The organism is Natrinema soli (genome assembly GCF_028618695.1).
Map to the genome: position 1 here is coordinate 80,587 of NZ_JAQIVI010000132.1, position 13,981 is coordinate 94,567.

A 13,981-nucleotide genomic window follows, 5' to 3' on the forward strand; every position below is an offset into this window, starting at 1 on the left:
CGGATTCGACACTCAGTCGAAATCTACGCCCGTTTCAGTGGTGAGCTACGGCCGTGAGAGGAACTCACCCCGGCCGGGCGAAGACCGGGTCTCGTGATCGCTGGCGATAACGTCGCCGTTCGCAATGACCGTGTCGACGCGTGCGCTCCACTCGCGACCTTCGTACGGCGTCCAGCCGCCGGCATACTGAAGGTCGTCGGCCGAAACCGTAAACTGGTCTTCGCGAATGAGGACGATGTCTGCGTCGGTCCCTTCTTGGAGTGATCCCTTCCGCGGATAGATACCGGCCTCGCGTGCTGGCCGCGAACAGACGAGTTCGTGAAGCCGTGTCCAAGAGAGTCGGTCCTCGTGAACGCCGGCACTGACGAGGAACTCGAGCATCGTTTCGATGCTGGGCAGTCCGGCGTACGGCTCCCAGATGTTCTCCCAGCCGCGCTCTCGGTCTTCCCGGTAGGTTGGGAAGTGTTCGCTGGCGATGAGATCGATCGTTCCGTCCCGGACGGCATCCCAGAGTCGATCGACCTCTGCAGGCGATTTGAGGCTCGGATTGACCTTCAGGAACGGCCCCTTCTCCTTGACGTCTTCCGCCGAGAACGCGAGGTAATGCGGACAGGTCTCGAGGGTCACCGGAACGTTCGACCGTGATTTGAACCGTCCGCCTTCACGTGCCCCGCTCCCGCTAGAGACGTGGACGACGTGCAGGGGACACTCGGCGTACTCGGCGAACCATCCCATTCGATTGATGGCATCGAGTTCCGCTTCGAGCGGACGGGACTCCATGTACACGTCCGGCGTAGTTTCGTCTATCGACGCTCGAGCGTGGTCGAGGATTCCTTGCGTTTCGCAGTGAACGCGGACTTTCCCGCCGGCGTTTCCGACGGCCGCCATCAGGGACACGATCGTCTCGTCGGAAGCGAGGTACGGCTCGGCCGTGAACGTCTTGAAATCGCGCGTCCCCTCCGCCATGATCCCCTCGATGTCGATGTCCGCCTCTTCGACGTTCCCCGCGACCAGTCCGAAGTCGATGTGTGCGAGCTCGGCACATTCGTCCCTCTTCTTCCGGAACGCGTCCGGCGATGTGATCGGGCTCTGCGTCGGGAGTTCGACGACGGTCGTCACTCCGCCGGCCGCGGCACTCGCCGTCTGAGACGCGAAGTCGATACCGTCTGGAAAGAGGTTCGGATCGTGCAGGTGATTGTGGATGTCTACGACACCGGGAATGGCGATCTTCCCCGCAGCGTCGATCACGTCCGTTGCGTCGCCGTATTCGCTCGCAACGCCAGGGCCGACCGCCCGTATCTGGCCGTCGTCGATGGCGATAGATCCCGCTCGAACGCCGGCCGCACTGACGATACGTGCATCTTCGATGAGACGATCAGTCATGAACGAAATCGTATCGCGGACGACCAAAACAGTTGGCGATGCAATCGTTACCTTGTCACTTTCCGGTGCGTGACGCCTCGGCAAACGCGGCCACGCCGAAAATCCGGTTGTGGCAGCGATGTGTTGCCATATGGGAACGGTCGACGAAGTCGATCGGAGGTACCTTTTTGTAGAACGACAGTATCTGCCATGGTGTGATACTGAACGCAGGCACGCTCATCACGATGAACGATGAGCGCGAGGTCAGAGAGGAGGTCCACGTCGTCGTCGAGGACGGCGAAATTGTCGACATCGCCGACGGATACGAATCCGCCGAGGAGACGATAGACGCTCGCGACGAGGTCGTTATTCCCGGCCTCGTGAATTGCCATACGCACATGTACGCGCTTCCGATTCGCGGCGCGCCGCTGACCGCGTCCCCGGAGAGTTTCTACGAAGCGCTCATCGACATTTGGTGGGAAGTCGACGAGGCGTTCACGATGCGTGACGCCCGGTTCTCCGCCCTCGGATCGGCCGCCAAGATGGTGGAAAGCGGCGTCACGGCGTTCTGCGATAACTATTCCGGGCCGAACACGCTCCCCGGTGCCCTAGACGCCGTCGCTGATGGCGTCTCCCAGACGCCGATCCGCGGCATGATTTCGTTCGAGACGACCGCACGTAACTCCGAAGCGGAGGCCCTCGAGGGGATCGACGAGAACCAGCGGTACATCCAGGAGGCGGAGGACGAGTACGACGATATCACCGGCCACTACTGCCTCCACACACTGTTTACGAACACGGAGGACGTCGTCGACGAGTGCGTCGACCGTGCGGTCCGGGACGATCGGCCGATCCAGATCCACTTGGAAGAGGGGCTGGTCGACGTCCACGAGTCGATAAAGGAGTACGGGGAACGGCCCGTTCCCGCGCTCGACTCGATGGGGTTTTTCGAGGCAGACGTCATCGCTGCCCACTGCGTCCACTCCACGGAGCGTGAACTCGAGATCCTCGCCGAAAACGATGTGAAGGTCGCGCACAACCCGTACTCGAATATCAACAACGCGGTCGGCGTCGCCGACGTCGAGACGATGGAAGAACTCGATATGACGATCGGCATCGGCGACGACGGCTGGGACCCCGATATCTTCGAAACGATGCGGTCGGCCGTTGGCATTCACAAACTGAAACAGAACGATCCGAGCGGCTTTGACATGGCGAAAGCCCTCGAGTGGGCGACTATCGGTAGTGCGAGAGTCCTCGGAATGGAAGACCGGATCGGTAGCATCGAAGTCGGGAAACGCGGCGACTTCGTTACACTCGACCTCAGTCCGAACCCCGTGCTCCCCGAGAGCGCGCCCTACTACGTCGTCAGTGCCGCAAGCAGGGCTGACGTGACGCGGACCGTCATCGACGGAAAAACCGCGTACAGTCCGGATCAGGGTGTCCGTGGCGTCGACGACGCGGAACTGGAGTCCGTCGGCGAGGCGAGCGCCGAACTCTGGGATCGACTCTGAACTGACAGTACCGGCTGTCGGCTAGCGGTATACTTCCTCACTGTTGACGAAAGGGCAGGTAACGAACTATAGTTAACAGGCTAAGCTTGTTACCCTTCTGTTCGCGTCCTCTCCACCCAGCGTCTTAACAGGCTAAGTCTGTTAACTACAGCTCACACCATTCAGGCGTCCAAACGAGAGGGTGGGACGAATCGTACACGCTTCGTCAAGATTTATCACCGATGCGCGAGTAAGAATAGGTAATGCCAACTGATCCCGGTTGCAAGGTGGATGCAGCCGTAGAACGGTACGGTTTGGACTCCGCCGATCCGGTGTACGAATCGATCGACGAGGGACTCCTCGCTCGGTGGAAAGGATCCGACGACCGGACGCCGATGGGGTACCGATCGCTCACGGAGTGGTTCAACAAACGCCTCCTCAAACAGGTGTACGACGAGTACGGCCGCGATTCGCTGGGCGCTCGTGTCGATAGCGATTACGAGGCGCTACGCAGCGACGACGAACTCGTCCGAGAGGAGATGGTCGAGAGCTTATCGGCGGACGGAATCGACGCCGAACGGGTTCTCGAAGACATGGTGTCGTATGGGACGATAAGAAACCACCTTCAGGAGTGTCTCGATGGGGACAAAGCACCACAAACTGCCGAGACCGATTGGGAACGTGAGAGCATCGAGGTGGCTCGTGGGGTCGCCAGGGAGAAAGCCGAACGAGCACTGTCGTCTCTGGAGTCGAAAGGACGGATCGATGGCGTCGAATCATCATCCATCGAGGTCCAGATCCAACTGCGTTGCGAGTCCTGTCCGACTCGTATCCCGCTCGAAGTAGCGGTCAAGCAGGGCTACGTTTGTGAAAAGCACAACCAAACACCCGCCACCTCACACTGATTATGACCTGGAATATCGAAATCGAAAACATCGCTGGAATACTCGACGGAAGGACGACCATTGAACCGGGGGTAAACGCTGTCAGAGGCTCGAACTGGCAGGGAAAATCGAGTTTCATCGAGGCTATCAAGACCGCACTCGGAACGTCGACGGAACTCACCGAAAACAAGGACAGCGGACGGGTGAAGCTACAGACACCCGACCGCGATATCACGATTACGCTGGTCCGCGAGAACGGGACCGTTCGGCGAAGCGGCACCCCGTATCTCCAAAACGAGTACGACGTTATTCGGACGGAACTGTTTGCCTGTCTCGACGAGCGCAACGAGGTCCGCAGTGCCGTTCGCCAGGGCGAGAACTTGGAGGACGTTCTCATGCGCCCGCTCGATTTTCAGAATATCGACGAGCAGATCACCGATCTGAAACGCGAGCGCGAGCAGATACGATCAGAACTCTCACAGGCGAGAGAGGCGAAAAAACGCCTGCCCGGTGTACAGGAACAGGTCACCCAACTCGAGAAAGAGATCGAGGAGTTACGCGAAAAGCGCGACGAAATCGCCGTCAACGACTCTGACGAAGCAACTGGCGAAGACGGGAACGATGACACGTCACCCCAGCAACGGTTGAGTAACGTACAGACGGAACGGAATCGAGCTGCAAACCAGACCGACAGATTAGAACGGTCCATCGAACGGACCGAAGAACGACTCCAGCAGCGAAGGTCCGAACTCGAGTCGCTCGAAATTCCGGAGGACGACGATATCGAGGATAAACTTGTGGCCGCTCGAGACCAACTGCAACAAATTGAACGGGACTCCGAAGTACTGCAATCCGTCTACTCGGCGAACGAGATGGTTCTACAGGAGAACCGACTCGATCTCTTGACGGAGGTCGAACGCGAATTAACTGAAGACAACGTGGTTTGTTGGACATGCGGGAACGAGGCTCGGCGTGGGGAGATGGAGGAACGACTCGACCACCTTGGTGACAAAATCACGGATCTGCGGGCACAGAAAGAGCAGTATCACGATAGAGTCCAAGAATTCGAAGCCCGCCGCGAAGAGATCGATCAGGGGAAGCGTCGAAAGCGTGATCTGGAAAGTGAAATAACGGAACTGGAGGACACGCTTGCTGATCGACGTCAGAGTCTCGACGAAGCGAAGGATCGATACCGAGACGCTCAGGAACGGGCCGAAGAACTCTCAGATACCGTCGACGAGACCGTCGAAGCGATCTCCGACGTCGAAAGCAAGATAAAGTATCGGGAAGCCGAACTGAACGACGTCAGAGACGAGCTATCCCAGCTCGAAACTCGGGCCGAACAAGTCGAGATGCTCGATGCCGAGAGCGCGGAAATTCGGTCCGAGATCGAAGAACTCCGGAATCGCAAAGACAGGATCAAACACCGCGCTCGAGAGGCGTTCGACGAAGCGATGGATGAAATCCTCTCCCGGTTTGGAACGGGGTTCGAGACCGCCCGTCTCACTGCCGACTTCGATCTCGTCGTCGCTCGTGACGGTCGAGAAGCCAGTCTCGATGCACTCAGTGAGGGAGAGCTCGAACTTATCGGCTTCGTCGCAGCGCTTGCAGGCTACGAATCGTTCGACGTCGACGAGGCGGTGCCGCTTTTGCTCGTCGACGGTCTCGGTGGGCTAGCGGACGATAACCTGCATACGCTAGTCGATTATCTTCACGAACGAACGGAATACCTCGTGTTCACCGCGTATCCGGAGTACACTGCGTTCGAGGGCCGCGAGATCGATCCCGGTAATTGGACCGTCGCGACGAACAGGCAGGTCATCACTGACTGAGTGACCGTTCTTTCTCCCATCTTTACGGTTCGTTCCGTCACAACTGTTTTGTCCGGGCGCAGTGACGCGAGAGATTCACGAGCCATAGCGCCTCGATCGACCGTGGGTGACGGTACCGGTCCGAAACACCATTAGATCGAACGACCACCTCGCCCGACTGACCTCGACGGTGGATTTACCGACGTGAACCACCGCTCCTATCCTTCGTCGCACTGACCTCTTCTCACTCATTTCACCCTGTATCGTGAGTTCGCGGATCCACCGGCAATACTGGCCTGTATGGGAACCCAATAATGTGGCCGTGTCGAACCTTGTCATATGGTAGTTAGTGACGCATTTGGGGAACTAACTGCGGTACTCGAGCACTTAGAGACGACCGATGCTGAGGTCAAGAACGTCGAAATCAGCGAGCAAGTGATTCAGGAACGTGATGAAATAACCGCGAGACTGACTGTCGGGGTACCGGTCCTCGCTGATGTCGAGTTCCACAATGGAATTTCGGTCCAGGGAGATAACGTCAACCTCGAGGACCGACATGCGAATATCGATCTCTCGGTGACGCTATCGGTCGAGGAGTCAAAGAAAGGCTATGGTCCTTCACCGACCAGCGTCGGTGCGTCCTCGGAGCGGGCTAGCTCGAACGCTGTTCCAGCATACAAAGATCCAGATTCGTTACGAGACGTTTACGAACAGTACGATACCTTCCCCGAGATGACCGAGGCGCTGGGTGTCGATGTCACCTCGGAGACGGTTCGACGATACATGGTCGAATACGATATCCATGACCCCAGCGATACCAAACCGGTGCGAAACCATACCGGCCCTGATCAGAATACCCCTGATCTCTCGAGCGAAGACCTCGCGGAGGAAAGCGGATCTGGGAAGCCGAACGCGATTCCCTCCGAGATGGCTGGGGGTGAGACTACCGCATCGTTCGACGAAGATCAGTCAGCGGGATCGGATGAGGGCGGCGTTCCAGGAACGGCGACGAAGAAACGGCCAGCATCTATTAGATCCGACAACTCGGACGTTACGACCGGTACTAACGGGCATGGCACTGGCGAAAGCAGCCGTGACGATGCTCCCGAAGGCGGCATTGACGATGGGGCCCCATCCGAGAAAGGCGATACGTCCGTGGCCGAACTTCTCGCCGAGACGAACAGTGAAGGCAGTGACGACTCGCTCATCGCCGATGGACACGGTATTCCAAAGGGTTTGACCGTCGGTGAACTCACAACGATCGTCAACGAGTCGAGCACCGTCTACGAGGTTAAAACCAAATTGGGTGTCAATCAGGATCTCGCCCGGCGACTCCTCAAAGAAACCGCGCTGATAGACCTCGTCACGCAGCGTCTTGGTGCCGAGCAGATTAGGGTCTCTCCGAGGGAGGTACGGCGACGAATCGCTCCGGACAACCCGGATACTCCGTAGTAAACCCGCAGTGCCCGACGGACGTTGCCACGGGCCCAACAGCCGTTCGTAGCGTATTCTGTACGGATGAGCCGTGTAGATGGCTAGTAAATCGTCTTCTCTCCTTGCTGTTAGCGCTGTCTCGTTTCACCCGTTTCTTTTACATGCTGATTTGGGTGACTAGACGGGAAGCGTTATTTGGATGGGTGAAGAGTTCACACACAATGGCAACAATCAGGGTGCGAGATTGGACGAAAAAACAGATTGAAGAGATTCTCGAGGAAGAGTCTCACTCTTCACACGATTCAGTGATCAAAGCGCTGTTGAAGGACCGAGAATTAGCTAAATTCGCGGGGACGGACATCGAGACCGAAGAAAGCACATCGAACGCAGATCAGCAGCCGCCCGAAAACAAAGCCTTCGACGAGCTCACGGTCCTCAGTGAGATGTACCGTGCGGACAACGACGTTCTTTTCCTCTGGTGCCCGAACTGTGGGAAGGAACTCGCCCACCTCACTCTGGAAAACCCGATAGATATCTCTATCTTCGAGATGGAATGCCAACGATGTCTCAATCACCTTGACCAGCATGTGATCATTGCGATCGAGATCGGCTATCCGATCGAAGAGAAACTCGTCGAAGACAACCTTCAGGCTGATCTGAAGGAGTGCACTATCGACTATTGGGACCGTCATCTCGAACAGTCGACCGAAAACACCGTCACTGAGGAGAGTGCGATCGAACAGTTGGTCTGGCAGTTCGATCAATATGTTCGCAACTTCCAGTGGGACTGGCCTGACGACGTTCCAGTTGTCGGTTTCGAAGCCGGAGATACGCTCCATAACAAAGTCGATGATGAACTGATCGAGGTTATTGAACCGGTCACGGAAAACCGGAACGCTCTCGATTCGTTCGAAGTGAAGCGGTATCCCGAGGGGACGGATCCGAACGAGGCCAGAACTGAGATCATGGATAGTAATATGATCGCTAACCTCATTATCAACCGGAGTCTGTACCTCGAAGAGGATGAACCGTAAAGACAGTACCCGTTCCGATGGACGTAACGCGTTTTCTGGCCGTTCGTCTCACAGACGGTCCCTCGATATCCTATCCCGTATTTTTCGTCCCAGCAGCGATTCCTTTGACCGTCAGCCGTAACGTCCGCTTTTCGATTCCCGTCCGATCGGTCTGGTCGAGTAGGTACACCTGTAGTATATTCAGTGGGTCGACGTACGGATTCCGGAGTTCTAAGATCTCACTGAGCCAATCGCGGGTGTGCAGGCGCTCGCGCTGTCCGATCTCGGTCAGCAGTTCGGTCGCCCGCTCGTACTCGTCGGTCACGCGGGGGAAGAACCGATCCGGAGGTCCGGACCGGCCAACCCCGCGTAGTGCTCGGCGATCTCGAGTTCGGTCCGCGACAACGAGAGCGCGGCGTTGTCGAGGGTCGTCCGGAAGAACGGCCACTCGTCGTACATCGTCCGGAGCGTCTCCATCGAGCCGCCGTCGTCCAGCTAGGAATCGATCAAGACGCCAGATTCAAGCAGCGGTAGAGCCATAAGTAGTGGACGCTGGGGCCTCCACTTTGATCGGCGTGTCGTCTGATGTATCGCTCTTGTTCAAGAGCAACGCTGGTATGTATCGTACGCAGCCCCAGTCAGTAGTGGTTCGACCTCTGCGAGGGTTGGCGGTGTTCCGTATGGACTTCTGTTCTTGGCTCTACTTCAGGCAATGTATTGCGTGGGTCCATTGGATACTCCTCAGTCGGTCACGGCGCAGACAAACAAAACACGACAGCACAGACAACCATCACCGTTAACCAACATCCGCGCTGCAACATTACCGTCTGTTGGTTAAGACCTGATGCGTAGCGATTCATTCTAGACTCGGCCCATAGCACGGCATCCTGCAGACCTGGCACTGCCAGATTGCGTGGCTGGTCCACGTTGCGTCGGGGAGCGATTCGTGAACACTGAATCGATGATCGGTTGTGCAATCACAGTGGTGACACTCGAGGCGTTCTTTGGTCGGAATGCTACAGTTTTGATGCTCAGTTTCACTCCATTGAGGTTCCTGCTGGAGGCAATTGCTGGGACTCTAGTGGACGTTAGAAATAGTTGCCCACTTTTCACAGAAAGTTGCTCAAGAGCGGTATCGATCGCTGTTGTGAGCTCGCCAAGTGGGTCGAAGAACCGGTTACTGAGAGCCGTTTGAAGCTGACGCCAGCACTCTTCGACCGGATTTAGTTCCAGCGAATACGCCGGCAATGTGATGGATCCGAGGTCGTCACGGGCCGTCAGATCCGTGACAATCGACGCCTGAAAGTATGGCGCTCCATCTCACACAACGAGCAGATCATATCCGAACTCTTTGCATAATGCGAGAATGAAATGTTTCGCGTGATCGGCAACTCTTCAAATCGAGCAAAAAAGCGATCACCGAGGACGGTGATCGCGCCCAAGAGACGCGTTCAGTCGCGTTGGCCGGATAATTCGACAGACGGCCGTGTGCCGCACGGCAACTACGCGGCACGCGGCTCAATCTGCACAGATTTCTTGGTTTGATCGATACAGATTACTGTGGCGTCCATCTCTCGCCGCTTTTTTGAGTTCCTCGCGGAACGGCTCTTGCTCGTCGGACTCAGACTCGGCGGCTGTACGGCGTGGTTTTTGATAGCTCAATCCCGCTTCTTTGAGCAGTCGCCGGCAACTCGGGATTGCGTACTCGACATCGTACGTCTCCTCGAGATACTGCTGAACGAGTGCCGGCGTCCACGCCGGTGCGTCAACCCCCACTTCTCTCGGAGATACGTGGACAGTTTCTTCGAATTTTTGTTGTTCGTTTTCTGGGAACTTTCCTTTTCTCCCAGATCGGTGAGCGTCAGTAACTGCCAGCTCAAGCGACTCGACACGACGAGTCGCTTGAGCCAACTATAGATCGTCCGTCGCTGAACGTCGTGCCACTCGGCTAGTTCAGTCTGCGTGACGCCGCTTTTGTACGTGGTTGCCGCTAAGAGCTGTTGTGTCGACTTCTTTCCTTCCACATTGTCAAGAGCATCTTACAATTTTCCGACAGAGACCTCGTCAAGATGTTCCACTACGTTCACCATCAATCTCTGAGCAGAAAATTCTAACGGTTACTATAGACACTGCCGGTGAGACCTGCTTCAAGAGCGCGATGACTATCACCGATGGCAGACACCCACCGTGGACGACGAGGAATGCGGCCGTCGAGGTGGGAATCTTATCGTCCAACTATCCTGGATGAAGGATGCTTGGTGATAATAATTCTGCCGAATAATCAATAATAACAACGTAATTTGTCGACGGTGAGTGGATATTATACGTCCCGGCGTAAATAGATCGATCTCGAGACCAGAGGATTATATCCATATGCTTGTAAAGTTAGGGGGCCTGAAACTGTCTCATGTTTGATCAGTTTCGTTTCCACACAACATTGTTGGACGAGCCGAACCGCTTTACGCATTTTGGAGAGCGGGAACTCAGGGTCAATAGTGCGCGTAGCGAAGTTCGATCACGTTCGCCGCCTTCTCGACCGCTGCGACGAGTTCTTCGAACCGGTCGTGCTCGTCCAAGTGGTTCTTCGGCCCGGAAACCGATACGGCGCTAATGACTTCGTCCGATCGTCGATCCACGATCGGCGCGCCGATCGTGAGAACGCCCTGCCTCCGATCCTGGTCCTCGACGGAGTAGCCGCGTTCGCGAATGTCCTCCAGTTCGGTGAAGAGTTCGTCGACGTCCGTGATGGTGTGCTCGTTCGCTCGCGGCAACCCGTGGGTGTCGACGATCGATTCGACGCGACTCGTCGGGTAGTGGGCCAACATCGCCTTGCCGAGGGCTGTCCAGTGCATGTGCGCGTACTCTCCTATCGGTGCGTTGTCGTGGATAGCGTCTGGTCCCTCCGATTTGTAGAGGAGGACTCGCAGTCCGTTCTCTTCGATCCCCAGATTCGCAACCTCACCGGTTTCGGATCCGAGCTTGTCCACTTCCGGTCTCGCGACTTCGTACAGTCGCGATCGATTTCTGTGATCCCCGCCGTATTCCAGAAACCGGTAACTCAACGTGTACTTACCGTCGTCTTGTACGATAAAGCCCTGATCCTGTAACGTCTGCAGATAGACGTGAACGGTACTTTTGGGGAACTCGAGTTGCGTCGTCAGTTCTGAGACTCCCGCTTTCCCCGTTTGTCTCAGCTGCTCGAGAACGGTAAAGGCCTTCTCGACCGATCCGAGCGTGTTGTTCGGCGTCGATTCCGGTGAGCTGTCGATCATATTTCCGTCTTCGGTTCGCACTCTTTTAACGATACCTCTCGTCGGCGAGCGGCCGAACTGCTGTTTCTAGACATTGATCCGAGCTGGGGCCCGTAAGCCGAGAGTCCGTTCGTCTTTCCGTTCTCTCAGGAGCGATCGAAACGGGAGTATCGCGATACGTCTACCAATCGTCTGTTATTAGCCACCGATCAGACGAGGTTCACGAGGCTCCCGGTATCGTCCGTCGCGGATAGTTCCGTCACGTTGTCGGCGACGATATCGGCCAACCGATTCCAGTGTTTCGGACTGTGGCCCGCGTTGTGCGGAGTGATAATGACGTTCTCGAAGCGCCACAGCGGGTGATCCGCGGGGAGCGGCTCAGGATCGGTCACGTCGAGTGCGGCCCCGTTGATCTGATTCGTCTGGATCGCGGTCACGAGTGCGTCGGTATCGATGATTTTTCCGCGACCGACGTTGATTACCGTCGCGTTCGGTGGCAGTGTCTCAAACTCGTCGCTCGAAAGCAGTTCGCGCGTCGTCTCCGTCAGCGGCGCGGCGATGATCAGGTACTCGGTCCGGGCCAGCGCATCGTGGACGTCTTCGCGGTCGAAGCCCACGACTTCGTCCGTCGGACCTCCTTTCTCGGGAGTGTATCTGATCCCGATCGTCTTGACATCGAACCCGGAGAGCCGTTCGACGACGGCCGTTCCGATCGCGCCGAGACCGACGACGGTGACCGTACTCCCCATCAGTTCGTCGCCCTGATAGTGGCGCCACTCGTGGCGGTGCTGCTGTCTCAGTCCCGTCTGGAGCCGTCGCGAGAAGGCCAGCACATAGCCGACGACTTGCTCTGCGATGTTCGGTGCGTGGATTCCGGAGGCGTTGGTGACGGCGACGTCCATCTCCCGCAGGGTATCGAGCGGCAGATGATTGTAGCCCGCGGCGACGCCCGCGAACAATCGGAGGTCTTCTGCGTGCTCCAGTAGACTTTCGTCGATGTCAACGCCAGAGACGACCGTGGCGTGCTCAATGAATTCGCGCTCTTTAGCCGGAGTTCGGGCGAGTCTCACGTCGTGATCCGGTAATTGCGCGTCAAGTATATCGGCGTACTCACGCGCTGGCAGTCCGTGCGTATCGGAGCGTAGGACGAGAACGTCCGGTGTATCGTTGCTCATGGGTAGACTCCGCCGACGGGAGAACGGTGACTCTCCCGCGACAGTGCGCTAACGCACTTGCGGTGGGGTTATTAATCCTGTCCAACCGGCAGCGCTGTCGACGGTGTCTCCATGATTATTATTCATCATCTCACCCGAATGTTTATTAGAGTCGATACTGCATGTGCCAGTATGGCAGGCCAGATGCAAAGACGCCAGTTTATCGCAGCTGCCGGTGTCGCTGGGGTTGCAGGGTCAGCAGGCTGCCTCAGCGATATTGTCGACAGGTCAAACGGCGTGAGTAGCTCCGATGAGTACTGGGAGTACTTCCACTCCCAATCGGAAGTCGCGGCGAAGTTGATGGAAACCACCGTCGAAACGTTCCAGCGCGAGCAGGACGCACAACTCGAGATGAACTGGTCGAACTGGAACGACATTAACGGTGGCAAATGGAAGAACAACATCCAAAACGGGAATCGGCCGTTTCTCTACGACTCGACGAACTCGCTCACCGGTCAGTTCATCGAACCCGGCTGGGTCAAACCCGTCAGCGAGTACAAGGATAGACTCGACGACGAGGCGCTCGAGAACGTCGAGTGGGCACTGGAGATGGCCCGGAGCTGCTATCGCGGCTTCGACGAGGAACTGTACGAGATACCCGTCGGCCTCGAGGTCGGCGCGCCCTTTATCGCGCGGGCGGATCATTTCGAAGCGGCCGGCCTCTCGATCGAAGACGACTTTCCGCCCGAGGATTACGAGCATCTCGTCCAGTTGGCGACCCAGCTTCAGGAGGACGGCCCGGGCGAGTACGGGTTTCAAATCTACGGCGAGCACGGCGACGTCACCGACGAGGCGCTCGTGACGTGGACCGCCTCGAAGGGCGGATACGACGGGATGTATCTCAACGAGGACTGGTCGGACGTCAACTACGACAACGACATCTGGAAGGAAGCGACCAGACAGTACGTCGACCTTTACCGTGAGCACGGACTCTCCTCCGCCAAGGCGGCAACGGCGTCGAACGAAGGCGCCGCCCAGATGCTCATTCAGGGGGAGGTGAGTATGTATCAGGGGAGCACGAAGGGCTTCGGCCAGTTCATGAGCCGCGCGGAAGACATGATCAGGGACGGAACAATCGTGTTCGGGCCGTCCTGGGAGGGCGACGCAGGCAACCGCGGCGACTTCTTCACGCAGTGTGTCGCGCTTATGCGAAAGCCCGACGGCGTTTCGGAAGACGTCTGGCAGGAACGCGAGGAGATGGCGATCCAGTGGATCAACAAACTGCTCTCTGCGGACTTCCAGCGGGAGGTGCCGAAGTCGCTTGCGACGCTCCCCGTTCGGCGGGACGTGTGGCCGGAGCTCGAGGACGACGAGGCCCTCTCCCGGAGTAATTACATCTCGACGCTCGAGACGACCGTCGAGGGGATGGAACACGGGTGGTCGAGCCACCCCGAGATGAACGCGATTCAGTACAACATCGCCGGACCGAGATTCCAAGAAGCTGTCCGTGGCAAGATCAGCCCCGAGGAGGCCTGTGACCTGACCGCCGAAGAAATACGCAATCAGGTGGATATCTAAC

9 protein-coding genes and 2 pseudogenes are annotated in these 13,981 nt (G+C 57.3%); 6 read left to right on the forward strand and 5 right to left on the reverse strand.

What is annotated here, in order from left to right; genetic code table 11:
- Window positions 1-45: 45 nt before the first annotated feature.
- Entirely contained in the window at window positions 46-1,383 is a 1,338-nt protein-coding gene (locus tag PGX04_RS09020; protein ID WP_273738195.1) for a dihydroorotase, read from the reverse strand.
- Between the two features lie 194 nt (window positions 1,384-1,577).
- Between PGX04_RS09020 and PGX04_RS09025 the strand changes: the two genes are divergently transcribed.
- The 5 genes from PGX04_RS09025 to PGX04_RS09045 all read left to right on the forward strand — a co-directional run bounded on the left by PGX04_RS09025 (window position 1,578) and on the right by PGX04_RS09045 (window position 8,018).
- Complete coding sequence (locus tag PGX04_RS09025; protein WP_273738196.1) at window positions 1,578-2,876, forward strand: amidohydrolase family protein; 1,299 nt, start codon at window positions 1,578-1,580, stop codon at window positions 2,874-2,876.
- A 242-nt stretch (window positions 2,877-3,118) separates the two neighbouring features.
- Window positions 3,119-3,760: a rod-determining factor RdfA gene (rdfA, locus tag PGX04_RS09030; RefSeq protein ID WP_273738197.1), complete on the forward strand. Its 642-nt coding sequence runs from the start codon at window positions 3,119-3,121 to the stop codon at window positions 3,758-3,760.
- 2 nt (window positions 3,761-3,762) lie between these two features.
- Window positions 3,763-5,571, forward strand: coding sequence for an archaea-specific SMC-related protein (locus tag PGX04_RS09035; RefSeq protein WP_273738199.1), 1,809 nt, complete (start codon window positions 3,763-3,765; stop codon window positions 5,569-5,571).
- Between the two features lie 318 nt (window positions 5,572-5,889).
- The gene (locus PGX04_RS09040) at window positions 5,890-7,002 is read left to right on the forward strand and encodes a DUF8073 domain-containing protein (protein ID WP_273738200.1); all 1,113 of its coding nucleotides are present in this window, start codon (window positions 5,890-5,892) and stop codon (window positions 7,000-7,002) included.
- 203 nt (window positions 7,003-7,205) lie between these two features.
- Window positions 7,206-8,018 carry a hypothetical protein gene (locus PGX04_RS09045; protein ID WP_377042444.1) on the forward strand — a complete coding sequence of 271 codons (813 nt, stop codon included), beginning with the start codon at window positions 7,206-7,208 and terminating at the stop codon, window positions 8,016-8,018.
- A gap of 70 nt (window positions 8,019-8,088) precedes the next feature.
- On the opposite strand, the pseudogene PGX04_RS09050 reads toward PGX04_RS09045, so the two are convergent.
- The 4 genes and pseudogenes from PGX04_RS09050 to PGX04_RS09065 form a co-directional block, all read right to left on the reverse strand.
- Window positions 8,089-8,492, reverse strand: a pseudogene (locus PGX04_RS09050) (phosphoenolpyruvate carboxylase); the annotation flags it as partial.
- A 593-nt stretch (window positions 8,493-9,085) separates the two neighbouring features.
- Window positions 9,086-10,021, reverse strand: a pseudogene (locus tag PGX04_RS09055) (IS630 family transposase).
- A gap of 465 nt (window positions 10,022-10,486) precedes the next feature.
- On the reverse strand, window positions 10,487-11,269 hold the full coding sequence (locus PGX04_RS09060) for an IclR family transcriptional regulator (RefSeq protein WP_273738202.1): 783 nt from the start codon (window positions 11,267-11,269) through the stop codon (window positions 10,487-10,489).
- Between the two features lie 188 nt (window positions 11,270-11,457).
- Window positions 11,458-12,423, reverse strand: coding sequence for a D-2-hydroxyacid dehydrogenase (locus PGX04_RS09065; protein WP_273738203.1), 966 nt, complete (start codon window positions 12,421-12,423; stop codon window positions 11,458-11,460).
- A gap of 276 nt (window positions 12,424-12,699) precedes the next feature.
- Between PGX04_RS09065 and PGX04_RS09070 the strand changes: the two genes are divergently transcribed.
- A complete protein-coding gene (locus tag PGX04_RS09070; protein WP_273738204.1) occupies window positions 12,700-13,980 on the forward strand; it encodes an extracellular solute-binding protein in 1,281 nt (426 codons plus the stop codon).
- The last annotated feature ends 1 nt before the right edge of the window (window position 13,981 follow it).